General features: G+C 44.1%; 24 protein-coding genes. 17 read left to right on the top strand and 7 right to left on the bottom strand.

The genetic code is table 11. The features are described from left to right. The first annotated feature begins 226 nt into the window (after window positions 1–226). The 13 genes from NSS87_RS05890 to NSS87_RS05950 all read left to right on the top strand — a co-directional run bounded on the left by NSS87_RS05890 (window position 227) and on the right by NSS87_RS05950 (window position 11,463). A complete protein-coding gene (locus NSS87_RS05890; RefSeq protein ID WP_339245496.1) occupies window positions 227–1,180 on the top strand; it encodes an AraC family transcriptional regulator in 954 nt (317 codons plus the stop codon). Between the two features lie 7 nt (window positions 1,181–1,187). Next, entirely contained in the window at window positions 1,188–2,267 is a 1,080-nt protein-coding gene (locus NSS87_RS05895; RefSeq protein WP_042185435.1) for a Gfo/Idh/MocA family oxidoreductase, read from the top strand. A 145-nt stretch (window positions 2,268–2,412) separates the two neighbouring features. Then, entirely contained in the window at window positions 2,413–3,144 is a 732-nt protein-coding gene (locus tag NSS87_RS05900) for a ThuA domain-containing protein (protein ID WP_042124690.1), read from the top strand. After that, window positions 3,145–4,113, top strand: a complete 969-nt coding sequence (locus NSS87_RS05905) for a sugar phosphate isomerase/epimerase (RefSeq protein WP_339245500.1) — start codon at window positions 3,145–3,147, stop codon at window positions 4,111–4,113. Window positions 4,114–4,266: 153 nt separating this feature from the next. Then, on the top strand, window positions 4,267–4,410 hold the full coding sequence (locus NSS87_RS05910) for a hypothetical protein (protein WP_339245503.1): 144 nt from the start codon (window positions 4,267–4,269) through the stop codon (window positions 4,408–4,410). Beyond that, complete coding sequence (locus NSS87_RS05915) at window positions 4,377–4,943, top strand: copper homeostasis protein CutC (RefSeq protein ID WP_339245505.1); 567 nt, start codon at window positions 4,377–4,379, stop codon at window positions 4,941–4,943. The genes NSS87_RS05910 and NSS87_RS05915 overlap by 34 nt, the downstream gene beginning before the upstream one ends. A 149-nt stretch (window positions 4,944–5,092) precedes the next feature. Next, window positions 5,093–5,485 (top strand): VOC family protein, encoded by a 393-nt coding sequence (locus NSS87_RS05920; RefSeq protein WP_339245508.1) that lies wholly within the window; start codon window positions 5,093–5,095, stop codon window positions 5,483–5,485. 204 nt (window positions 5,486–5,689) lie between these two features. Beyond that, window positions 5,690–6,604 (top strand): L,D-transpeptidase family protein, encoded by a 915-nt coding sequence (locus NSS87_RS05925; protein WP_231573390.1) that lies wholly within the window; start codon window positions 5,690–5,692, stop codon window positions 6,602–6,604. A 384-nt stretch (window positions 6,605–6,988) separates the two neighbouring features. Then, entirely contained in the window at window positions 6,989–8,839 is a 1,851-nt protein-coding gene (locus tag NSS87_RS05930) for an ABC-F family ATP-binding cassette domain-containing protein (RefSeq protein WP_339245513.1), read from the top strand. A 57-nt stretch (window positions 8,840–8,896) separates the two neighbouring features. Beyond that, the gene (locus tag NSS87_RS05935) at window positions 8,897–9,292 is read left to right on the top strand and encodes a hypothetical protein (RefSeq protein ID WP_339245516.1); all 396 of its coding nucleotides are present in this window, start codon (window positions 8,897–8,899) and stop codon (window positions 9,290–9,292) included. A 212-nt stretch (window positions 9,293–9,504) separates the two neighbouring features. Next, on the top strand, window positions 9,505–10,044 hold the full coding sequence (locus tag NSS87_RS05940) for an RDD family protein (protein ID WP_052404175.1): 540 nt from the start codon (window positions 9,505–9,507) through the stop codon (window positions 10,042–10,044). Window positions 10,045–10,172: 128 nt separating this feature from the next. Further along, window positions 10,173–10,607 carry a MarR family transcriptional regulator gene (locus tag NSS87_RS05945; protein ID WP_042185446.1) on the top strand — a complete coding sequence of 145 codons (435 nt, stop codon included), beginning with the start codon at window positions 10,173–10,175 and terminating at the stop codon, window positions 10,605–10,607. Between the two features lie 46 nt (window positions 10,608–10,653). Further along, a complete protein-coding gene (locus NSS87_RS05950) occupies window positions 10,654–11,463 on the top strand; it encodes an SDR family NAD(P)-dependent oxidoreductase (RefSeq protein WP_042185448.1) in 810 nt (269 codons plus the stop codon). Window positions 11,464–11,549: 86 nt separating this feature from the next. On the opposite strand, the gene NSS87_RS05955 is transcribed toward NSS87_RS05950, so the two are convergent. The 3 genes from NSS87_RS05955 to NSS87_RS05965 are packed head-to-tail and all read right to left on the bottom strand — an operon-like array spanning window position 11,550 to window position 14,702. Beyond that, window positions 11,550–13,862, bottom strand: coding sequence for a carboxypeptidase-like regulatory domain-containing protein (locus NSS87_RS05955; RefSeq protein WP_339245521.1), 2,313 nt, complete (start codon window positions 13,860–13,862; stop codon window positions 11,550–11,552). Continuing rightward, the gene (locus NSS87_RS05960) at window positions 13,852–14,208 is read right to left on the bottom strand and encodes a hypothetical protein (protein WP_339245522.1); all 357 of its coding nucleotides are present in this window, start codon (window positions 14,206–14,208) and stop codon (window positions 13,852–13,854) included. Before NSS87_RS05960 ends, NSS87_RS05955 begins: the two co-directional genes overlap by 11 nt. Continuing rightward, window positions 14,205–14,702, bottom strand: coding sequence for a sigma-70 family RNA polymerase sigma factor (locus NSS87_RS05965; RefSeq protein ID WP_339245524.1), 498 nt, complete (start codon window positions 14,700–14,702; stop codon window positions 14,205–14,207). Before NSS87_RS05965 ends, NSS87_RS05960 begins: the two co-directional genes overlap by 4 nt. A gap of 313 nt (window positions 14,703–15,015) precedes the next feature. Between NSS87_RS05965 and NSS87_RS05970 the strand changes: the two genes are divergently transcribed. The 4 genes from NSS87_RS05970 to NSS87_RS05985 all read left to right on the top strand — a co-directional run bounded on the left by NSS87_RS05970 (window position 15,016) and on the right by NSS87_RS05985 (window position 19,339). Further along, complete coding sequence (locus NSS87_RS05970; protein WP_339245527.1) at window positions 15,016–15,693, top strand: DUF4309 domain-containing protein; 678 nt, start codon at window positions 15,016–15,018, stop codon at window positions 15,691–15,693. A gap of 145 nt (window positions 15,694–15,838) precedes the next feature. Then, window positions 15,839–16,990 (top strand): winged helix-turn-helix domain-containing protein, encoded by a 1,152-nt coding sequence (locus NSS87_RS05975; RefSeq protein WP_339245529.1) that lies wholly within the window; start codon window positions 15,839–15,841, stop codon window positions 16,988–16,990. Window positions 16,991–17,071: 81 nt separating this feature from the next. Beyond that, window positions 17,072–18,370: an MFS transporter gene (locus NSS87_RS05980; protein WP_339245532.1), complete on the top strand. Its 1,299-nt coding sequence runs from the start codon at window positions 17,072–17,074 to the stop codon at window positions 18,368–18,370. 402 nt (window positions 18,371–18,772) lie between these two features. Continuing rightward, window positions 18,773–19,339: a histidine phosphatase family protein gene (locus tag NSS87_RS05985; protein WP_339245533.1), complete on the top strand. Its 567-nt coding sequence runs from the start codon at window positions 18,773–18,775 to the stop codon at window positions 19,337–19,339. Window positions 19,340–19,415: 76 nt separating this feature from the next. Here the strand turns inward: NSS87_RS05985 and NSS87_RS05990 are convergent, their stop codons facing one another. The 4 genes from NSS87_RS05990 to NSS87_RS06005 form a co-directional block, all read right to left on the bottom strand. Next, window positions 19,416–20,198, bottom strand: a complete 783-nt coding sequence (locus tag NSS87_RS05990) for a TatD family hydrolase (protein WP_339245534.1) — start codon at window positions 20,196–20,198, stop codon at window positions 19,416–19,418. After that, window positions 20,195–21,328: a copper amine oxidase N-terminal domain-containing protein gene (locus tag NSS87_RS05995; RefSeq protein WP_339245536.1), complete on the bottom strand. Its 1,134-nt coding sequence runs from the start codon at window positions 21,326–21,328 to the stop codon at window positions 20,195–20,197. The genes NSS87_RS05990 and NSS87_RS05995 overlap by 4 nt, the downstream gene beginning before the upstream one ends. A gap of 103 nt (window positions 21,329–21,431) precedes the next feature. Continuing rightward, window positions 21,432–22,079: a hypothetical protein gene (locus tag NSS87_RS06000; protein ID WP_042185468.1), complete on the bottom strand. Its 648-nt coding sequence runs from the start codon at window positions 22,077–22,079 to the stop codon at window positions 21,432–21,434. Window positions 22,080–22,216: 137 nt separating this feature from the next. After that, complete coding sequence (locus NSS87_RS06005; RefSeq protein ID WP_076284020.1) at window positions 22,217–22,636, bottom strand: MarR family transcriptional regulator; 420 nt, start codon at window positions 22,634–22,636, stop codon at window positions 22,217–22,219. Window positions 22,637–22,843: the final 207 nt, after the last annotated feature.

Below are 22,843 nucleotides of genomic sequence, written 5' to 3' on the forward strand. Positions count from 1 at the left end.
TAATTATTTTTTAATAGAATGAAACCGATTAAATTACCAGAAAATCTCTGTTAAAGTGGTGTATAAGAGGGAGAAATGTAGTTGGAGCAGGATATTAAGAATACAGAGACCCAGAATTGACAAAAGAATATTAGAGGACTAACATTTAGACAGTAAACGCTTACGTGAAATCGGATTGACATGTTTATCGTTGGTTTAGTGTTTAACCGGATAAGGAGCTGCGCTTATGAATATTTATCTCGAAATTCCAGATGTGGATAAGCATTTTCCTTTTAGAAGTTTACTATGTGGAGGAGATACGCTGTGCTATCCGCATTGGCATAAAGAAATTGAAATTATATATGTAACTAAAGGAAGTCTAAATCTGGGAATAAACGATACCCCTATTCACATGGAGCAGGGTGAGGTTCAATTTATCAACGGTGGGGATGTCCATTATTTTCTCGCCTCACCTGAAAGCGAACGGGTAGTAATTCAATTCGATCTTAACCTGTTTCAGGAAGTCGCAGCTTTGAGCGGAAGTGATTATTCGCTTCGTGAGGTTTTTACGCTTATGGAGCATTCTAGTTCAAAATGGCCCGAAGCAACCGCCGTGAAGATCAAAGGGCTGATTGAGAGTATTTATGAGGAAGACGTGCAGCGAAGAGATGGGTACGCTTACTTAATCAAAGCTAGATTGTTTGAACTATTGACCGTTATTTTACGGGAAGTGCCGAAGAGTACACTCAATAAACAGCCTAAGTTCTCGGAAGATACGCTGAACCAGTCTAGAGAAACACTGGAAAGATTAGAGCGAATTTTTATCTATGTAGAGCAGCATTACCAGGAAGCCATTACGCTAAATGAGGTAGCTAGCTATATGGGCTTTAGCCCGTATTATTTTACCAAGCTATTCAAGAAGAATACTGGTATGACCTTTATAGCTTTCTTAAACGAATATCGGCTTAACAAAGCTAAATGGATCTTAATCAATGAAGATTTGCCGATGTCTGCGGTGGCGGAAGCCGCCGGGTTTGGCAGCGTGAAGACATTCCATCATTTTTTCAAAGATGCCACGGGGATATCCCCCCTAAAATACCATAAGACAATATTCGGGAATAATACAGCAAGAATGCAGGAAGAAAGACGCCCCCGGGCTTTGTATGATAGAGATATCAAAACAGGAACAAGTGGAGGTTAGAACAAAAATGACATTAACAGTAGGAATTATCGGCTGCGGAGGCATTGCAAACGGCAAACATATGCCAGCGTTATCAAAAGTGGAAGGTGCTCGAATGGTTGCTTTTTGCGATATCGTTCCAGAGCGTGCTGAGAAGGCAAAAGCGGAGTTTGGGGATGAGGGCTCCGTGGTCTACACAGATTATAAAGAGCTTCTTAAAGATGCAAGTATAGATGTAATTCATGTATGTACACCAAACATTTCTCATGCAGAGATTTCCATTGCGGCAATGGAGGCAGGCAAGCATGTAATGTGTGAAAAGCCGATGGCTAAGACCACAGCAGAAGCGCAAGCAATGATCGATGCTTCAAAACGAACTGGGAAGAAGCTGACCATCGGTTACCAAAACCGTTTCAGACCAGATTCAGCTTATCTGCATACGGTATGCGAGAATGATGGTCTTGGAGAGATTTATTATGCTAAAGCTAAGGCGATCCGTCGTCGTGCCGTTCCAACGTGGGGCGTGTTTCTGGACGAGGAAGCGCAAGGCGGAGGTCCATTGATTGATATCGGTACTCATGCCCTTGATTTGACTCTTTGGATGATGGATAACTACAAACCAAAATATGTTGTCGGTAACGCTTATCATAAGCTGTCCGGTCGTAAAAACGCTGCGAACGCTTGGGGCCCGTGGGATCCAGAGAAATTTACAGTTGAGGATTCCGCCATTGGATTCATTACTATGGAGAATGGAGCTAGCATCGTTCTCGAAGCAAGCTGGGCGCTGAATACCCTTGATGTTGGTGAAGCTAAGACGGTGCTTTGCGGTACTGAAGGTGGAGCGGACATGGAGAACGGTCTGCGCATTAACGGAGAAGAATACGGCAAAACATTCGAGAAGCATATCAGCCTGGAAGCCGGTGGCGTTGACTTTTATGATGGCGCGGGAGATGATCCTGCATTGACCGAGGCTACTCAGTGGATCGAAAGCATCGTCAATGACACCGAGCCTGTAGTGAAGCCAGAGCAGGCGCTCGTTGTTACCCGCATCTTGGAGGCTATTTATAAATCCTCTGAAACTGGCATGCCTGTATTTTTTGAAAAGTAAGAAAGTATAAGTTCCACGTTATACTTAATCCTTACTTTTCTACGAGAAACGTTTATCATCTTCTAAGGATGACAACGGCGTTTCTTCTTGAATAAACAGTCAAGTTTAACGACATAGATAACTATGAACTAGGAGTGTGTCCAAAGTGACCAGAGTAACGGTATGGAATGAATTCCGCCATGAACGGCAGGAAGAGAGAATTCTCAAGGTCTATCCGCAAGGGATTCACGGACAATTGGCAAGCTTCCTTCAGGAAGCTGGACTGGACGCTCAGACAGCTACGCTGGATGAACCGGAGCATGGACTGACACAAGAAGTACTGGATAACACGGATGTACTGATTTGGTGGGGACATGTTGCCCATCAAGAAGTTAGTGATGAGATTGTAAATCGTGTTCACCAAAGAGTGCTTCAAGGCATGGGGCTAGTAGTGCTTCATTCGGGTCATATGTCCAAAATATTCATGAAGTTAATGGGCACCAGCTGTGATCTAAAGTGGCGTGAAGCAGGGGAGAAGGAGCGTCTTTGGGTTATGGACCCAAGTCACCCGATTGCTGAGGGCATTGGCGAATATATCGATTTGGAGCAAGAGGAAATGTACGGAGCACACTTTGATGTGCCAGCACCAGAGAGTCTAATTTTTGTCGGCTGGTTTGAAGGCGGCAATGTGTTCCCAAGCGGATCGACCTATCGTCGTGGGAACGGGAAGATCTTTTATTTCCAACCTGGTCATGAATCTTATCCAACCTATTACAACAAAGAAATCCAAAGAGTGATCATCAATGGTGTGAACTGGTGTGCACCAACGAAGCGTGATTATCCAGTTTACGGACATTCTGAAGCTTTGGAGCCAATCAAAGAAAAGGTGGTATTATAAATGAAATTAGGCGTATTTGATCCTGTATTTGGAAGTTTGACTCTCGATGAGATGCTTGATAAAATCGCTGCTGCTGGTTTGAATGCGGTAGAGATCGGTTCAGGAGGCAATCCCGGAAATGCCCACTGTCCAACAGATGAGCTGCTTGCCAGCGAATCAGCACGTAAGGAATATCTGGAGAAGTTCACGAAACGTGGCATTATGATCAGTGCATTCAGTTGCCATAATAACCCGATTTCGCCGGATAAAGAAGAAGCTCGTGAAGGCGACGAAATTCTGCGTAAGTCGATCAAGCTAGCTTCGCTAATGGGCGTTAAGGTAGTGAACACTTTCTCGGGAACCGCGGGAGACAGCGAAGATGCAAAAGCACCAAACTGGCCAGTAACACCTTGGCCTACCGTGTACAGCGACATTAAAACCTGGCAGTGGGAGCATAAACTGATCCCTTACTGGAAGGAAATTGGTAAGCTGGCTGAGGAGCATGGCGTTAAGATCGGTATCGAGCTTCATGGCGGATTCCTCTGCCATACTCCTTACACGATTCTGAAGCTTAGAGAAGCAACCTGTGATGCGATCGGCGCGAATCTAGACCCGAGCCATCTGTGGTGGCAAGGCATCGATCCTGTAGGCGCGATCAAGATTCTTGGTAAAGCTGGCGCGATCCATCATTTCCATGCCAAGGACACGTACCTGGATCAGGACAATATTAATATGTATGGTCTGACGGATATGCAGCCTTATGGCGATGTACAGACCCGCGCGTGGACCTTCCGCTCCGTTGGTTGTGGACACAGCATATCTGAATGGTCGGATATCATGAGTGCGCTGCGTACTTACGGTTATGATTATGTGGTCAGCATCGAGCATGAAGACCCTCTTATGACGGTAGACGAAGGCTTCCAACGTGCCGTAACCAATTTGCAATCCATTCTTATTCGCGATCAACCACAAGGTATGTGGTGGGCGTAAGAATAGTTTAAGAACGAAAGGTCTTGATTCTCTAGTGTTTGTAGAGGATCAAGATCTTTTTTTGCGTGTTTATGTGGATGTGGGTTAGGATAATGTGCGGATGAAGAAAATAGCAGAAAGCAAGGTTCTAAGATGAATAAAGGAGAGACAACAATGTTACTAGAAGTTATTGCTACAACATTAAGTGATGCAGTAATGGCCGAGCGTTATGGAGCTGATCGAATTGAATTGATCACTGGGATCAGTGAAGGGGGATTGAAAAAGTGCGCAATGCTGTCTCTATCCCGGTCAGGGTAATGGTTAGACCCCATGCCAGATCCTTTTCTTATGATAAGGATGACATAGAAACCATGGAGCAGGATATTCAGCATATCGTATCTATCGGCGGGGTATCTGTCGTAATGGGTATGTTACGCCCTGATGGAACAATTGACGAAGAGTCACTTCAAAGGCTGCTTCATACTGCAAAAGGTTTGGAGGTGACATTCCATCGTGCTTTTGATGAAGTGAGGGATCAATTTGAGGCGTTAGAAATATTGATGTGTTATCCTCAAATTACTGACATTCTAACATCAGGAGCCGAGAATACAGCCCCTAAAGGTGCGGAACGTCTTGCTGCACTGGAGCAGCTTACCTCGGAGCAATCTATATCTATTCTTGCTGGCAGTGGGTTAACGGCAGACGGGTTAAGTGATTTTATAAAACAAACGGGTGTGCGACGAGTGCATTTCGGTTCAGCCGTTAGAGAAGATGGAGATGCGCTAATGCCGATAGATCCTCTTCGCTTGCAGGCTGTTCGAAACTTTTTGGATCAAAGAAAAGAGCTGTAACCTCACCGTTACTTATTGATTCCATTCTTCGATAAACTTGTCAGCAGATTTCGATTTAATTTCCGTATATTGGATGATATTATAAAATCGGAATATTAAATTTGCAAATGTTGATCAAGTCAAATATGACAATCGGAGGATGATCCACAGTGAGTAAGGTACAGTTTTCGGTTCAAGTAAGGCTGGTATCCAATCTGGAGCGGTCCAAGGAATTTTACGCTACAGTGTTAAGCTGTGAAGTGAATGATTGGTGGGCGGTACGCGATGAATTTGCACTGGGATTTAAGCTAATACAAGCAGCTCGTACGGAAGATGTACAACCAAATATAGCCGGACAAGGTCAGATCACTCCGTGGGACACCTATGCTTATGTGGAGACTCATTCTGAGCTTGACGAGCTATATGAAGAGCTAAAGGGTAAAGGAGCAGAATTTGTTCAAGAGCCTGATCTTCAGGAAGCAGACTGGGGGAGCTGGAAGGATTTTGCGATTAAAGATCCGGATGGATACGTGATTGCATTTGGTTCAGGTAAGAAACATTAGTTGTCTAATCATGAAATACTGAGCATATAAAATATAGAGCTGATCTTTGGTTATCCAAAGGTCGGCTTTTTTAATGTGCGTTCACTTGGTTACAGTATTGCAATCTCTGCGTCAAATGTGGGGGACGAGTTGAAAAGAATAGGTACAGGTTGGTATGCAACAAAATTGAAATGATTTCGTCTTTATATATGGAGGTGGAGAAAATTGGGATTTTTCGTTTCGGGTGGCCGGTTTGAATCATTATTACAGCGGAACATGAAGCTGATGCTTGTATTTGGACTTCTGTTCGCTGCATGTTTTACAGGTGTGGGAAAGGCGGAAGCTGCTGCTGGATCCGATCTGATTATCGTGAACAAAAAGACAAACAAACTCGCGTATTTCAGTGATGGCAAGCTTGTGAAGACTTTTCCAGTCGCAACAGGAAAATCAAAGGAACTGACGCCTGAAGGCAGCTTCAAAATGGTAGTTAAAGTAAAGAACAGACCCTATTACAAAGAGAAAATACCCGGGGGTGATCCGGCCAATCCACTTGGCGACCGCTGGCTAGGGCTAGAAGTGAACGGAACTTATGGTACCACATATGCGATTCATGGCAATAATAATGAGTCCTCCATAGGAAAGTATGTCAGCGCCGGATGTATTCGAATGCATAATGATGACATCCACTGGCTGTACCCAAAAATAGCTAAAAATACAAGGGTCATTATTACAACAAGCACACTGGCTATGGAGAGTATTGCGACTAAAAATGGGTATTCCGTAGGAAGTAAGATGTTTGCTGGAGCTTTTGAGCTGGATGGAGTCACGACAAAGCTAAAAGATCCTTTTTTAATGGATAACTCCCGTGTGTTTGTTCCGCTGAGAGAATCTGTAGCCTTGTTAGGTGGAACTTTACAGAGCAAAGCTGGAACAGGTGCACTGCTAATTACGATAGGAAATCGTACGGTGGCACATCAGCCTTTATCCGATCAGGCTGTTGTAAATGGAAAGACGTTTACGATACCAGCGTCCCGTAATGAAAATGGTCGATTGATGATTCCGCTGAGCATCTTGCCCGAATTATTTGGTATTCAGGTGCAATGGAGTTCACAGTCTCAGTCGGTAAAGATTATTTTATAACTATTCTTGAACTTTTAATTCTGGCTTAAATGGGTATATACTATATTCATTCAAACCAATTCGGACAATGACGGAGGACCACCGACTAATGAATAACTAACACGTTTCCTAGAAGAAGACCATAGAGCTTGTGAAGTGCATATGCACAAGTCACGGATCACCCGTTCAGGGTGATAACGGTCAGGGATACGTGTGTCGGTCGGGGGTCTTACGTTGCTTTTATATGAATAGATCTATCTATTGTTTGGTTTACTCTGCATACAGCAGGTGATCACGGCCGTAGTCTATTCATGTTATGGCATATTTCCCCCCCCATCATACGCTATTTGACCGCAGACCGCTGGCTGCGGTTTTTTATTTGCAATATAATCGGAGGAATGAAATATGACCCTAATAAAAGCAAAAAATATACGTAAAGAATGGAACGGGACCCTGTTGTTCGAGAAGGTGTCCTTTGAGATATCAGAAGGAGAGCGTGTGCTCTTGTTCGGTCGTAATGGAATCGGCAAAACCACATTGCTTAAGGGGCTGATCGGTCGCCTCCTCTTTGAGGAGGGAAGTATCTATCATGGTTTGCCACGTGAGGAATGGGGTGTGCTGGATCAGCAGCTAGAAGTGTCCGAAGAAGTGACCGCCTTGGATTACGTAATCGCCGGATCGCCAGAGCTCCCCCAATTGAAGCGCAGGCTTGAAATTCTCAGTCAGAGGTTGCAGGAGCAGAACGACGAGAGTGAAGCGGGACTTACTGAATACGCCGAAGTGTACGATCAATACTTGCAGCTTGGTGGTTATGACTGGGAGGCAAAAGCGGAAAAATGCTTGAAGCAGCTCAAACTTGAGCGTTCGGTTTGGAATGTGCCGTACCCATCGCTAAGCGGTGGGCAAAAGACACGCGTTCAATTGGCCGCATTGTTAGCTCAGCAGCCGAAGCTGTTGATTCTAGATGAGCCGACGAATCACTTAGATGGAGAAACGATGGAGTGGTTGGAACAATGGGTCCATACCTATCCCGGAACTGTGCTTTATGTTTCGCATGATCGTACGTTCATCGATCGAACGGCGACGGCGTTGCTGGAGCTTAGTCCAGAGGGGTGTCGCCGGTATTCGGGTGGATATACGCAGTATCGGGAGCAGAAGGAGGTAGAGGCGCGAACGCTAGAGGGACAATATAAGAAGCAGGAACAGGAAAAGGAGAAGCTGCTGGAGAGCATCAGAAGGTATTCCGAATGGTTCCAACAGGCACACCGTGCTGCCGGACAGCATGATTTCCTGCGTGCGAAATCAAAGAAGAACGTATCTCGTCTTCATGCGAAGGAAGCTGCACTCGAACGCTTAAATAAGAACCGTGTGGAATTACCACGCGAGACAAGTAAGCTGAAGATGAAGCTGGAAAGTGAAGCGTTTATGGCGGACACTTTGCTGTCACTCCGCGGGATTGATTTTGCATATAAGGGTAGTGCGCCTGTACTGAAAAATTTCAGTTTGTCATTGAATCGAGGAGATCGTCTCGCTATTCTGGGTCCTAATGGTGTCGGTAAGTCTTCTTTGCTGAAGCTGATTGCTGGTATTCATCAACCTAGCAAAGGTGAAGTGCGGCTGCATCCGCGTACGAAGGTTGGTTATTTTGCGCAAGAGCTCGATAATCTAGCGGTGTCGTCCACCATTCTGGATAGTTTGCTTGAACTGCCAGGTATGACCCAAACGGAGGCACGAACGATTCTGGGCTGCTTTTTATTTTCGCGGGATGATGTCTTTAAACGAATTGGTGATTTAAGTCTGGGGGAGAAATGTCGTGTAGCTTTCCTTAAACTGTACTTTGGAAAAGCTAACCTATTAGTACTGGATGAACCCACCAATTATCTGGACATTGACACTAGGGAACGAGTAGAAGAAGCGCTAAGGGTATATCCGGGAGGAATTGTGATGGTCTCACATGACCGGTATCTTCACACTAAAGTAGCTAATCGTTTGGTAATACTAGCACCGACTCAGGCACCAAAGTTTTTTCAAGGCTCCTATGAGGAATACATCTCAAAAGACAGGAGTCGCGTGCTTACCCGTAAAGAACAGGCCCTTGAGGACGACCTCGTTCTTCTGCAGCTGCGTCTGAATCAACTGATCCAGAGCGGAACTAGGAATACAGAGGAGGAGAATGAAGCGTTAATGGCGGAAATCGTTAATCTGAGGACGCAGATTCAGGAAATAGAGGGTAAGGAAAAAGCTATACACTCATAGGGAAGAATCGACACAACCTAGCTCAGGATAGAAGGTATCTTGGGCGGGGTTGTTTTTTTGAATATTCCATTAGGAGTCATCACAGTCAAAGTGTATAATTGGATGAATATGGATGTTTTGCGTACAGAAAATCTTGAAGGGAAGGCTGTAGAAATGACAAAATTCGGCTCTTTTATATTGGAATTACTTCGAATGTGTGTATTGCTTGTGTTGACCTTGTTTATTTTAGGCGGGGTAGAGAGATTTATATATCAATCTATATTTGGTCAGCCTATGTATAACTGGAGTATGGCGCTCGGGAATTTATTGATATTTTTTATGCTGTATCGGAATCATTTTCAGTTTAAAGGTTGGTACAAATCGCAGAAAAATCAAAAGCTAACGATCCTCACTACGAGAATCACAATGGTTGTATCGCTAGGACTTATCATCCTGCCGATCGGGCTCGGCTAAGCCTATGAGGATTAGAATCATCGGGGGCTGTGATGATTTTTGAATGGAATCGGGGATATGATCAGGAAGCGATACATAGAATAGTTGAATTAACGAATAAATTTTCTGATAGACGAATGATTCTAAAGCATAATAAGGAACTGGAAACCATTATTGAAGAGCGGATAATCAGGATGAATGAATAAAGTAAGCATAGAGAGTGAGGCCCTAATATGGATAATTATAAGGTTGAACGTTTGGAACAGGAGGATTTCATAGGCTTTTGGAAAAGAGTTCTCGCTACTATTCTTGATCTCCTTATCATTCTGATACCTGCGGTTATTGTATACTGGATATTCAATTCATTAGCTGTATCCTTGCATTCGGAGATTCCCATCATCCTTGAGTATATTTTCTTCGTCGTGTTTGATGTTTTTATGATCGTTAGATTTGGCGGAACGCCTGGGAAGCTGGTTTTAAAGATGAAAATTGTCAATCAGCAAGGGAATATCCCAACGTTGAAGGAAGCTCTAATTCGAAATATTTTCCGAATCATTAGTACGATTTTTTCAATGATTGTTGGCGTAAGCCTCTACGATCTCACTGTGATTTCCACCACTCTTAATTTATGGGCACCTTTAGCTACTGACCTCAGTAAAATACTTGGCCTCATCATGCTTGTGGATTATCTATTTGTCGCATTTACTCCCCGTAAACGGGCGCTTCACGATATGATGGCTGGTACTTATGTTGTTGATAAATCCGCAATCTAAAGGATGCTTTTATAAGCATTCTTTTTTAATATTAAGTATTTTACTATTAAATAATTTACTATTAAATATTTTAGTGTTAAAATATATCTCGAAGCAGCTAATAATTATGAATATCTAAGGAGGATGTCTTGGAAAACCCAGATATTTTTAGACTCATACATGCAGTTGAATTATTCACGAATGAAATTATTGTTCGATGGATGAATGCTTTTGACCACAATATTGGGATATCTCCTGTTCTCGTCTTGGGAGAATTGAATAAAAAGGGTCCCCAGAAGCAAACTACTTTGGCTAAGAAGCTAGGTTATACGCCGGGGGCGATGACGAATATTGCCAATCGCTTAATTAAGCAGGAAATGGCCGAGCGCAAATATAACGAGGATGATCGCCGAAATGTACTGCTGTCTATCACGGACAAAGGCAGAGATGTACTGAAGGAAGCACAGCTAAAAGGGCAGGAGCTCCGAGCTGAAATGTTTCAGAAGCTCGATGAAGAAGAACTGCAGCAATTCTTGAAAATCTATGAAAAGTTGTTAACGAGCTTTGATAGCTCTGAAACATAAATGAAGTCATCTAAGAATCTTAATCACATTATAAAGGGGTATGAATATGGGAAGAGTTCAAGGTAAGGTTGCATTAGTAACTGGAGGCGCTTCAGGTATTGGCTTATCAGCCGCTACTTTAATGGCTAGAGAAGGAGCCAAAGTTGTCATCGCCGATTTTAATGTAGAGGCTGCCAAAGAAGCAGCGGCTAAGATTAAAAGTGAAGGTGGAGAGGCGGAAGGTCTTTTCCTGGATGCATCCCAAGCGGATTCGATCAAGGAAGCTGTTGATTTCACAGTCGCTCAGTATGGCACGATTACAGTCTTATTTAACAATGTAGGTCTAACTAATCTGCAAAAAGACCTAGATGTCGTCAACATAGATTTGGAAGAATGGGATCGCTTGATGAATGTGAACACCAAAAGTGTTCTGTTAGGCAGCCGGTTTGCCATTCCACATATGATTAAAGCGGGCGGGGGTTCGATTATTAACACAGCTTCCATGTCAGCATTTGCTGGAGATTCATTGCGCACGGCTTATGGCTCCTCTAAGGCAGCTGTTGTGAACCTAACTCGTTACATCGCCACACAATATGGTAAAGATAAGATTCGTTGCAACGGAGTGGCTCCGGGCCTGATCTTAACACCTGCGGCTGCAAGAAATATGCCGCCAGCTGTGCTGGATATTTTTCAGAAGTTCAACGCTCTGCCTTACCATGGAGAAGCGGATGATATCGGAAACACAGTGTTGTTCCTGGCATCGGATGAATCTAAATTCATTACTGGTCAAACGATTGAAGTAGAGGGTGGTCACTATATGTCCAACCCGAGCATTACGGACTTCCAGAATTACATGATGGAAGCTAAAGGTAAATAAAATCATGCGTAATTAAAAAATCCGGTCCATGCTCGTGTTAATCGAGAGGGACCGGATTTTTGTTTGTATAAGTGAGTTAGGCTAAGTTAGCTTACCTTTTCAACAGCTTGCATAAAGGTCTTCAATGCGGAAGACTTTGCCCCTTCGATCCATTGCTTCAAAACATCTGTCTGACCATTTACATACCATCCGAGTTTTTCCTTCAGCTCTTGGTCAAAGTTGTTAGGCTGTTTTGTTCGTTCAGCTATGAGCTGTTTAATCATTTGTGGCCAACGATACCCATTAAGACCAAAGCTGTGTTCTGGGTAATGCTCAGCCAGTGTCAATACAGAAGAAAGCGACTCACCAGCGTATAATTCAGCCGCCAAATAGCTGCCAATAAAACGATGGCTGCCATCATGCTCTAGAGCCATAGCAAATTGTTCGCGTGCTTCTTCTAGCTTGCCTTGATGCATGAGAGCTACGGCGTTTATAGAGCGTATATAACTGTTTAATTCGATTGGATTTAACTCGTTGTAGCGGGAATGAAATTCGTTATATGATTTCCAGTCCGCATGGTCAAAATAATACTGTGTCAACGTGAAGGTATAATTAGAATAAGGATGCAACTGTATGAGCTTTTGGAGTAGCGGAATCGCCTGATCTTCTAATGAGTCATCCTTCGTCAGGGAGGATTTAGCGAGCATCAGCTTCACAAGCATATGCAGGGCATGAGCATCCTGTGGATCATCGGCAACATTCTGTTGGTACATTTCTATGGCTTGATCAGGTTTCTTATTTAACAATAGTCTATCGGCTGTGGTTAATTCTCGTTCCTTGAGATAGAAGAAGGGCAGATTACCAACGGTGTCTTCGTTCAATCTGTAGCCATTACTGCGGGTAAGCAGATGTCCATCCGCATCAAATGCCTCGATATTCCAAGAAAAGCGTGCTTCAGGATTCATGAACACGAGAAAAGATAGAGGATCAATCGATTCAAAGCCCTCTCCGCCACTGCCGTAGGAGAAACCACTGTTGTAATAGAGTTCATCTACTGGAATAGAGACTTGATTGTCCGTGATATGGTCCCGAATCTGCGAACTGAAGGAGCTCCCCACCATTGAGACCCCACCGCTTAAACGATAGTAAGCCGCACCTTCAACAGCCTTCCAGTGGAAATCTACAGACTGACCCGTTATCGTCTCCTGATTAATAGGAGACTGAAGCTCAAGCAGAGGTTGTAGAACAATGCTCTCATTCAACCTATCATCCGGTTTAACTTCAATCCAATCGTCATTCTGTACAGGCCAAGTCCATCCGTCGATCTGATCATAGCTAAGTCCAAGCTGCAATTGATAGAAGCCCGGAATCACACCGTGGAATTCGAAACGCCCTTCATCGTCGGTAACGATTCGGTACGGTTCAGCAGCTGTGATGCTGTGATTAACCTCGCTTTCAGCACGGAGAAAAATACCTGCGCGTGAGATTGGTGTCCCATCGCTTCGGGTTAGGGTTCCAGATACGACAGCTGTTGAGGTACTTCCCATATCTACAGCTGACTGAATGGCAGATATTAGCGCTTCAAGCTGCATTTCGGCTTCTGAAGTGCCAATCGTTGGGGCTGAACTTGATGATGAGCCCGCTGCTTCGCTGTCTGCGGTGTCTTTATCAGAGTTACTAATGACAAGACTCATTTGTTTATGAATATCCTGCCAGTATTTTTTGTAGCTCTCCAAGCCATTGGTTATTACGGCAAGGGCTTCCTGCGCTTTGCCTTTCGTGAAGAGCAGGCGCCCGGTAAGCCATGCTTTTTGCGCTTCTAAATCTTTCTGATTCTCGTATGGAAATGTGGTTTGTTCAAGAATAGATTCAGCGGCTGTTGTATCCCCACGATTCAGGGCACGTTCTGCTTGAAGCAGCGCCAGTTCTTTTGCCACGCTAGAATTACTGTCTAACTGTTTCGCGGCGGTGTTTAGCGCTTGATCTCCGTCGTCTCTACGACCAAGAGCATCATATTCGTAGGCAAGCAGCTTTACCGCAAATATACGTGTATTATTCGCTGGCCCATCAAGAATGTATTCCTCTAGCAACGCGATTTTATCCTCTGACAGCAAGTCGGAAATACTAGGTTCATCATGATTCCACTGACTCATAGAGGGGCCAATATTTACGTCGTATCTATACGGATCGTAGCCGTGCTCCTTATCGATGATATTTGTTTGAATAAGCTCCATACGTTTACTGCCAGTTGTAGACTCTAGCTTTTTCAGAAGTTCTGTACGGGCCAGGTTAGATTGAACAGCTGGGCTTTCCTCCATTTGTGCCTTTGAGGAGGGCAGAAAGTTAAATAGAAGAATGAGCAGGGAGGCAGGGAGTAGCACGAATGACACTAGATGTTTGACTTTGATCTTAATTCGCATGTCTCTTCACCGCCTGATCATAGATATCCTTCCAGTACGTATTGCCCCCAGCCTCAATAAGTTCACGGTTCGGGTGCTGCTGGACGTTTTGTTGTGGTTGATGTTTAACCTCTGGTTGATGAAGTGTCAATGATACGACTAGAATAATGGCACCAATCGCGCCTATAGGTTTCACAGGGATCTCGATTTCTTTATTCCAGAAAGCCAAGAGACGGGCTCCAAAGGTTGGAGGGTGGGTCATCTTGAGGACGCGTTCATGTCCTTCGAAGTGTATGGGTTGTAGTTCTTCATCTAGCTGTTGCTTGATAGCTTCGCGTTTCGTATTCTCCGTATTCCCCGTATTCATAAGAAATGTCCCTCCTTCTCCAACATCTTTTTTAAGAGTGTCCGTCCTCTAACTAACCGGGATTTAATCGTATTCTCCGGTGTATTCAATTGCTCGGAAATTTCACGGATGCTCATCTCATGAAAGTAATATAACGTCAGACATTCGCGGTATAAATAATCGAGATTCCTGATGAATTCGGCGAGTCTAACATTATGCCATTCCACCATAAAAAGCTCTTCTGCACCGGCAGTGAAGCCCGCATCATCGCTGGCTTGTAGCTCTGACCCACCCGAGGGGAAAATATTACGCCAGCTCCAAGTCCGTTGCTTCATGCGGCAGCGGTTGACTACGATGCGAATGAGCCAAGCCTTTAACCGTTCCGGATCCTGCAACTGATTCATTTTGGCATAGGCTTGAATAAAAGTATCTTGTACCGCCTCTTCGGCACTCTGTCGATCTTTGAGCAGTAAGCAAGCGGTTCGGAGCAGCATATCGCCGTAATCGTCCATCAATAGGCGGAGAGCTGACTCATCCTTTGCTTTGATTCTCTCTATAATATTCAGATGAAGCTCCCCTCCCTTTACTAATAAGATGCGGCTTGGAGGATTAAGGTTGCGTTTGTGTGGAATATTTTTACTAAGGGGGAGTATCTCCCGAGATGATGTCCCGTAATTTATTGATGTTCAGCAGATTTGGGTAAATGATATTTAGACCAAGCCAAGCCCTCCTTGGCTGATGAAACTTTTTCATTTCAGTATCGTCTATATTTTCAGTTTCATTTTTTTGCAAGCTGGTTTTGAGCTAACCTACTAAGGAGATGACATCATGTCAGTACAGATTAAATTTTTAGCAGCTTCTATTTTGCTCACAGGAATGATTGGATTAGCTGGATGCAGCTCGAACAATGAGCAAGCTAATTCTGCTTCCCCAACTACGGCGCCAACTGAAACGGTAACAGCAACCGCAGAACCAGAAGTTAGCCCATCAACCACTCCTTTGGAAACCGCACCAGCAGCGACCGCTTCCCCTATGGAGACTAATAAAGATACAGCCAATGCGAATCCGCAGAATAGCGACAAACAACTTCAAGAATTACTTGCGCTTGCTAAAAAGGGGAAGGTGCCCGGTGTTGAATATGCTGCTCATACCGGACTAATTGATGAGGTAGAAGCCGATTGGGGTAAACCTGATCAACAAGAGCCAGCGGGAAAAGGTATTTATGCTACCTACACTGATGAACATGTCGTATTCGGATTCAATAAAGGGAGCCTAATCTTCGATGTTCGTTCCAGTGATGCTGCGCTGCAAGAGCTAACACTGAAACAGATCGAGTCCACACTGGGTAAGCCGGATGATACCAAAGTAAATGGCGAGGATAAGATCTACACTTATCAAGCTAATGATCAATTCCAGTTGAAATTCATTATTCCAAACTCGACGGGTAAGGTAGGTCACATCTCTGTTTTTAGTGAACAGGATTCCATTAATAATATGGCTGGATAAGACCAGCAATGGGTGCAAGGAGCAATCATGCAGAGAAATCTGCGGGTTGCTCTTTTTGTATGTTTATTTTTAATCTGGAGTACGCCTTGGATGGGCTGATATAATGTAACCAATGAGCGGATTCGGGGGAAAGAGAGGTTCTATCATGCAGCTGGAATTAATCGAAAGTGAATATAAAGTGACCGGAGATGGGATAACGATCGAATTATTCCCAAAAGAGTTTACGCTTTTTCAGTTCTTGTACAAAAATAGAGGGCGTACGTTTAGTCGAGAACAACTGCTGGATAAGGTATGGCCCCTAGAATACCCAGTAGAGCGAACGGTAGATGATCATATTTATCGCCTTCGTAAAAAGCTTAACAAGCTACAAGGCTTGGATATTAAGACTGTTCGTGGATTTGGCTATAGTCTGACGATGCGGGAACCCTCAGTAACTATGACCAATCCGACTACATATGACGCAAAGATGCAAGAGACGATGCGGGAGGTATTCGTAAAATATCATCAATACGGCCAAGGACGATCCATGTTAACTTTAGCGCGACAACAGGATGTTTTGGGTTATGAAATGGATCCGTTCTATTCGATCTATATTCATTTTGTGCAGGGAGATTTGGAATGGCTTCTGAACACAGAGGAAGTTGAGATAGAAGAGCGTTTCTATTCTTTGATGATCTGTTATATATTTTTGGGTGATCCGAAGAAGAAATTAGAGTTCTGTGAGCTAGTCCTTGAGAAAAAGATTCTTTTGCCGCCCCAGCATCGTGAAATGGAGATCCTTAATATTCTGGATTTGTACACATTTGCCGGGCAACCGGAAAAAGCAATAGAACGATTAAAGCTAACGCATGAAGTGATTAAAGAGCCTGGGTATGAGAACTTCATTCCTGTAACGGCCATTTCCGAAATGCTCGTACACTTGTGGATGGGGACAAAAGATCAGGAATTGGAGCGGATGGCAAAAGACATTGAAGTGCTTTTGCAGGAGAAACCTTTTTTGCGTGAGATCGGCAGTTATAAAGTTGCAAGAGGCTTGTGGTGTCTACGGCGCAAGTCTTGGCGTGAAGCAGAGCAGTTATTGGATGAGGCGCTTCAGGTGCTAGAGATGTCAGGATTCGTGCCGATGCGGATATATGCGTTATACCGAATTGTTCACTATTGTAACGAGTTTGCTCCCCAGTCAGCTTTGCATCAGAAATATGCAGATTTATTTGAACGTGAGAAGGAAGAGAGGGGATTCCATCGTTTGGAGCAATCCTTGGAAAACGTGCTTATGAATATCGTGACAGCTCTCTGATAATTCTCTGACAATTCTCCGTTACATTAAGATCATGCTTCATATGTTCTTGTTCTTAATCGTAACTTGGAGGAATGTCCGATGAATGCTTCATCACAAGCAGGAACGAGTCTGCTAAAAAACAAAGTGTATATGCGTGTGTACAGCGCATATGCGACAGCCACTTTTGGGGATTGGTTCGATGCACTGGCGATTCAGGTACTCGTAGGGTACCGCTGGCAGGCTAGTCCGTTAATGCTGGCTTTGATTCCAGTCTCCATAGCTTTACCTGGGATTCTGCTCGGCTCCGTGGCGGGGGTAGCGGCTGACCGACTAAATAAGCTAAAGCTAATGCGGATGTGTGATCTACTAACGGCATTGTTAACAGTACTAGTTCTTTTCGCTCCCAGTATGGTGTGGCTACTCCCGTTACTGATGTTGCGTGCTGCTATCTCGACGTTAAATGTGCCTGCCCAGCAGTCGATGACCCGCAGTATGGTTAGAGAAGATCAGCTGCTTCAAGCCACTTCACTTAATGGAATCGTAAATCAGGGTTCCAAAATCGCTGGGCCATTATTGGGTGGTTTTGCATTGTCTGTGTTGACGCCGCAGTGGTGTATTTTGATCAATGCTTGTCTTAGAGGATGCTCTTACTTGCTCCTACTTACTGTTAAAAATAGTGAAGCAGGACAAGTCAGCTCAGAGAGCAAGGGGGATCCAGAGGAGCATGTTTCTCTCCGCACGATGTGGAAGGAAGGCTGGAGCTTTATGCTGCGCAGCAGACTGCTGCTAAACAGCATGCTATTTGGTTTAGTTGGTGCGTTAGCTATTCAGATGATCGATTTTCAGTTTACAAGTCTATTCAGAATTATCGCACCTGCTGAGGAATCTATGCTGGGCTGGCTTGTCGCGGCAACTGGTGTGGGTGCAATATTGATGATCATGGTCATGAACAAAATGAACCGGGGAACAGGCTACGGCTGGAAGCTAGGTACGGGTTATGCACTTATTGGTGTATCGGTCGGAGGGCTTGGCCTGCTTCAGCCAGGCGTTACTAGCCTTCCTGTATTGCTGCTGGGATTCGTACTGGGTCTCGGAAACGGAATGTTTATGATTACCTTCAATTATTGTTTACAAAAAGAAACTCCCCCGTACATGACAGGGCGTGTGTTCGGTATTCAAAGTACCATTCTTAGCGGAGTTATGATTGGCGCTCCACTCCTCGGTGGAATGCTGGTTCAGGCTGCTGGGCCTAGTCGAATCTTTTTAAACTTTGGTATCGTAATCGCTTTGATAGGTGTGCTGGGGATAGTATTTGGCCGCGTGCTGTGGCCTGTGCAGAAAGAGAAAAGTGATAGCTCAACGGAGCAAGCGGGGAAGGTTAAAGTGGTGGAAACTTGAGGCTGCAGATTTATTCAGAAATAAGCTTGCGAAAGTGGGGAGTGAAGGTCAGGCAAACTAGCCAGACTAGAAAGCTTGAGTAGCACAGACTACCTAGCGGGCTTACCTAGCATTTAGTTGCAGAATCTGCAATTAAATGCTGTTCCACCGTTCAAGGCCAACTTTAGTTGTATTTAGTGCAGCTATAATTTGATTTTTTCTCTTTTAGGGTAGAAATGATGGTTTTTAGTTGCAGAAACTACACTTATTTGCTCAGCAGACCTCTTTTTACGCTTAATAGTTGTATAGAGTGCAATTAAGAGATTTCCTAGCTCGCTAGGATCGATTCTTGCCCGTAAGGGCTTTTTTTATGACGGAGTTCGGATAGAACACGAGAAATGTAAAGGTAGAGGAGGGGGAAGAATGGCAACTTTTATTTATATGGTAAGGCATGGAGAGTCACCCAAGCTGCCCGGAGGAACTGAGAGAACACGTGGATTAACAGCGAAGGGGGAGGCGGATGCCCGTAAATTAACGGAGAAATTACGTCTCGAAGGAATTGAAGTCTTTTATTCAAGTCCATATCTTCGGGCTATACATACGGTTTCTGGCTTGGCGCAGGAGTTAGGGGCAGAGATTCAAAGTGTTGAAGATCTTCGGGAAATCCATTTTTCGGATGGAAATATGATCATGCCTGACCAGGAGCTATATCCATTACTGGAAACAATGTTTGCTGATCCAAATTTTGTTCCGGTTGGTGGAGAGTCCATTTATGCGTGTCAGAAGCGATCAGTTAGCGTACTGCAAGATATACTGAAACAACACAGTGGGCAAAAGATTGCGATTGGCACTCACGGTGCAGTCATGACGCTTATGATGAATTATTTTGACGCTAAATATGATCTGGATTTTCTACTACAAACCACAAAGCCGGATATTTATAAAATGGAGTTTGCAGGAGGAACGTTAATGGGTGTGGAGAGGTTGTGAACTCCCAAATTGGGATAAAGCTGTGATTATTCACAAGGATGGCCTGGCATTCGCTAGGAACCATCCTTTTGTTTATTTACAAGCTATAAAATCGCTTAGTATTCGCAGTCAGTATCTCTTCTGCTTGGCTGGAAGTGTAGCCATGGAGCACTCCCCAAGCGGCAGCAACATCTCGAATCATAGATGGATGCGTGACTCTACCCGCAAAAGGTCCTTCAAATGGCCAAGGACCATCGGTCTCCGCCATGACAAGCTCTGGGGGATAGCGGCGGGCAAGCTCTTGGATCTCCGTCTCATAAAGGATGTCAGGGGTGAAAGAGATATAGTATCCATTCTTAATCATACGGTCAATGGCTTCTTCGGGTCCCTTGAACCAGTGGAAGTGGACACGCTTTATACCGTGTTTCTCTAATAGATCACAGGCAATCAGCGAATCCTCATAGACAGCGTGCAGGACCACTGGTTTATCTATACGGGCGGCAAGCTCAAGCAACTGATCAAGAAGCTGAATGTAAGGCTCCATATCAAAAGCTTCGCCGCGCTCCAGCGCTTCAGCACGTGAATAATAAGGCAGTCCAATTTCACCTACAGCGATGAAATCCTCCCGGGCTTGACGCTCAATCCATTCCAGCAAAGAGGATAACTCAGCTTTCTGCGGTATGGGTTGCTCTGGATGAAAACCATAAGCTGGACGTACCACTTCGGGATAGGTAGCGGCAAGCTTTTGAGTGCGAACGCAAGAGTCTAAATTCATGGAGACAGCAATCAGGGCTTCGATCCCCAAGTTAGGAATCTCACTCAACATTTGTTCTGAAACCTCAGGCTCATATTGCTCTAAATGTACATGGGCATCAATCATAGCTGCTTACCCACCACATAAGAGGCATACTCCTCATGAGGCTCAAAACGAATGGATTCAGGTTCCATTCCATCATTCCCTGATTTGTAGGAAAAGGTTAATGTGCCAATACTCTCTAAAAATCCAATATAAACATTGGTTTCAGCTTTCAGCTTGCCTTCTTCTACCATGTAGTAAGTCACAGCACCAATCCCGGTTTTTTCGCCAAGATTGCCATCCCCGCCACGATCCGGATATCGCATAGTAACCATAGATGGAGTTGAACCTTTTACCTGAATTTGAATTAAGGCATCGCCTTTTTCATTGGAGATTTTTGAGGTAACAAATGCTGAGACAGCTTTATCTGCGGAAGGTACATTCATTTCTTTCCACTGGTCAGGCTTAATGACGTGAAGCTCCTGCATAGACATGCCCGTACCTGTTCCTAGCCACAGTATGACAACAACTTCTTCCTGCCCATCCTGATCTATGTCGGCATAATGAATCTCAGGAGTGTAACCTAACAATCTTGGAGCTTCCCAATTAAACGTATGCTTGTTACCGTTCACCTCTACAACAAATCCTTCGTAGGTACCGCCATTTTTGAGGGCAGTATACAGCTTAACTTGGTCATTTTCTGTAGCAATCGCGAGAGGTTCGCTGGGTGTTCTTACGGTAGTACTAACATCCCCTGATGTAATGGAAACTTCATTTTGCGAGGCATTCAGCTGCGCAGTGGCACCAGAGAGAGAGTTTAGAGAGTCTGCCGGAATATATATAATACCATTTCGTAGAATTGCAGGTCCCCCCAGCTCATTTTGATAACCGTCACTTTGCATATACTCATTACCTGGCTTCAAAACATATTTACTGCTTCCATCAGAGATGGTTAAGGTTTTCGTAGCATTATCCCATTGTTGTTCAGATGAGTAGTACTCCATGAGTACTTTTGCAGGTACATAGACCTTATCACCTGAGAAAAAAGGTGGGAGAGAAGGAAGAACGGTTTCTCCATCAACGATTAGCTTCAGTGGTGCTTCAGTAGTTTGTGTTTGGTTAATTGCCATTGTTGTATCCATATCTATAGATGCCGATGCTCCGCATCCGGCTAAAAAGAGCGTAATAGCTCCGATTACGATGATTTTATTCATAATTACCTCCGAGGATTAAGTCCAATCCTCTTAAGTATAGATTAAATCAGCGCGTAGTAGGTCACTTTCTGTAAACAAAGCAGAGACAAGGTTGTTACGTTTGCTATTTATTTAAAAATACGGTCCGAGTAACTTGTGATTTAGGGTCTACCGTTAGACTTTTGCTATAGCGGATCTCCCCAATAGAACAACCCGGTCCGATGACAATATCTTCACCGCAGACGAGATCTGCTGTCGTTCGATATAACATGATGCTAGTCCCTTCAATCGTTTTGCAGGTGAGCTTCCGGAAGTAGGGGATTAGCGCATTCATTAGCTTCAAAGATGGCTTAACAGTAATGGTACCGCTAGATTTTATGACATCGATTGTGCTTCTGTTTCCTAAACGTAGCTCAATGGATGATTCAGCAGTTAACCTATGGATCTTCACAGCACCTTCGGCATAGAAGGTTTCGAGTGCAGCATCTTGTGCTGCAGAAAAGTATCCAGACGATTGCAGTCTGTCTGCCTGGATGTGTTGAACACGGAGACCTCCCAGATTGATAACCTGTTTGGCTCTACAATGACCTCCAATCGAACAATCACCAGATACTTTTAACTTAGCGGTAGTAACATTCTTCTGTGCACTTAAATGACCGACAACATCGATGGTATCCGCACGAACATCTTCTTTGAGGGTCAGTGAACCTCTTACTTTCAGCGGTGGACCGATCATTTCCTGGCGTTCAAAAAGATCATTAGCATTGGACATTTACAGGGGCCGCCTTTCGAAATATATTTTAATGATTAAAATATATAATTATTATAATATATAGTCAATATAGTATTTTGGACATAAAAAAACTGCCGTCAGTTTCCTGACAGGCAGCATATATAACCCAAAAGCTTTTAGTTCATCATTTTATCCATTAGCACATTTATTTGTTCTAAGGTTCCTGAAATTTTATCCAAATCCGAGGTAGGAAATGCTTCAAAGATATGGAGAATCCGCTGATGCCCTTGTTCTGTAAGGACAATGTTGACGACTCTGCGATCCTCCTTCGTCCGCACACGTTCGATAAGACCGGCATCTTCCAACTTATCGCACATCGAGGAAGCGGCTCCTGGTGTAATAATGAATCGTTCGGAGATGTCAGTAATGTTCAAGCTACCTATAAGCCTGAGCTGGAACAGCAGTAGGATCTGATTGTGAGTCAGGGTCTCCTGCTTGGTGATCATATCAATGAAGAACTGGGATTTCTGCTGCACATTTGCCATAGATTCCATAACCTTATGGATAGCATATTGTTTATCTTGCTCTGTGCTCATAGCCACGCTCCAATTTACTTTAGTTCCTAAAATATATAGAAGCTATAATAAGCTTGTCAAGTTAAGGGGTTCTCTCTTTCTTACAGGCGAATTTATTTAGCTAAGTAAATTTTGCGGGAAAGGAGAGTTTGAGTGATGCCAGAGCGCGTGGTGCTTGGTCCATAACGGCGGTCAAACCACTTGAACCTGATGCAGCTCAAAAGGCTG

It is taken from the genome of Paenibacillus sp. FSL F4-0243 (assembly GCF_037963295.1).
Classification (GTDB): Bacteria; Bacillota; Bacilli; order Paenibacillales; family Paenibacillaceae; genus Paenibacillus_AQ.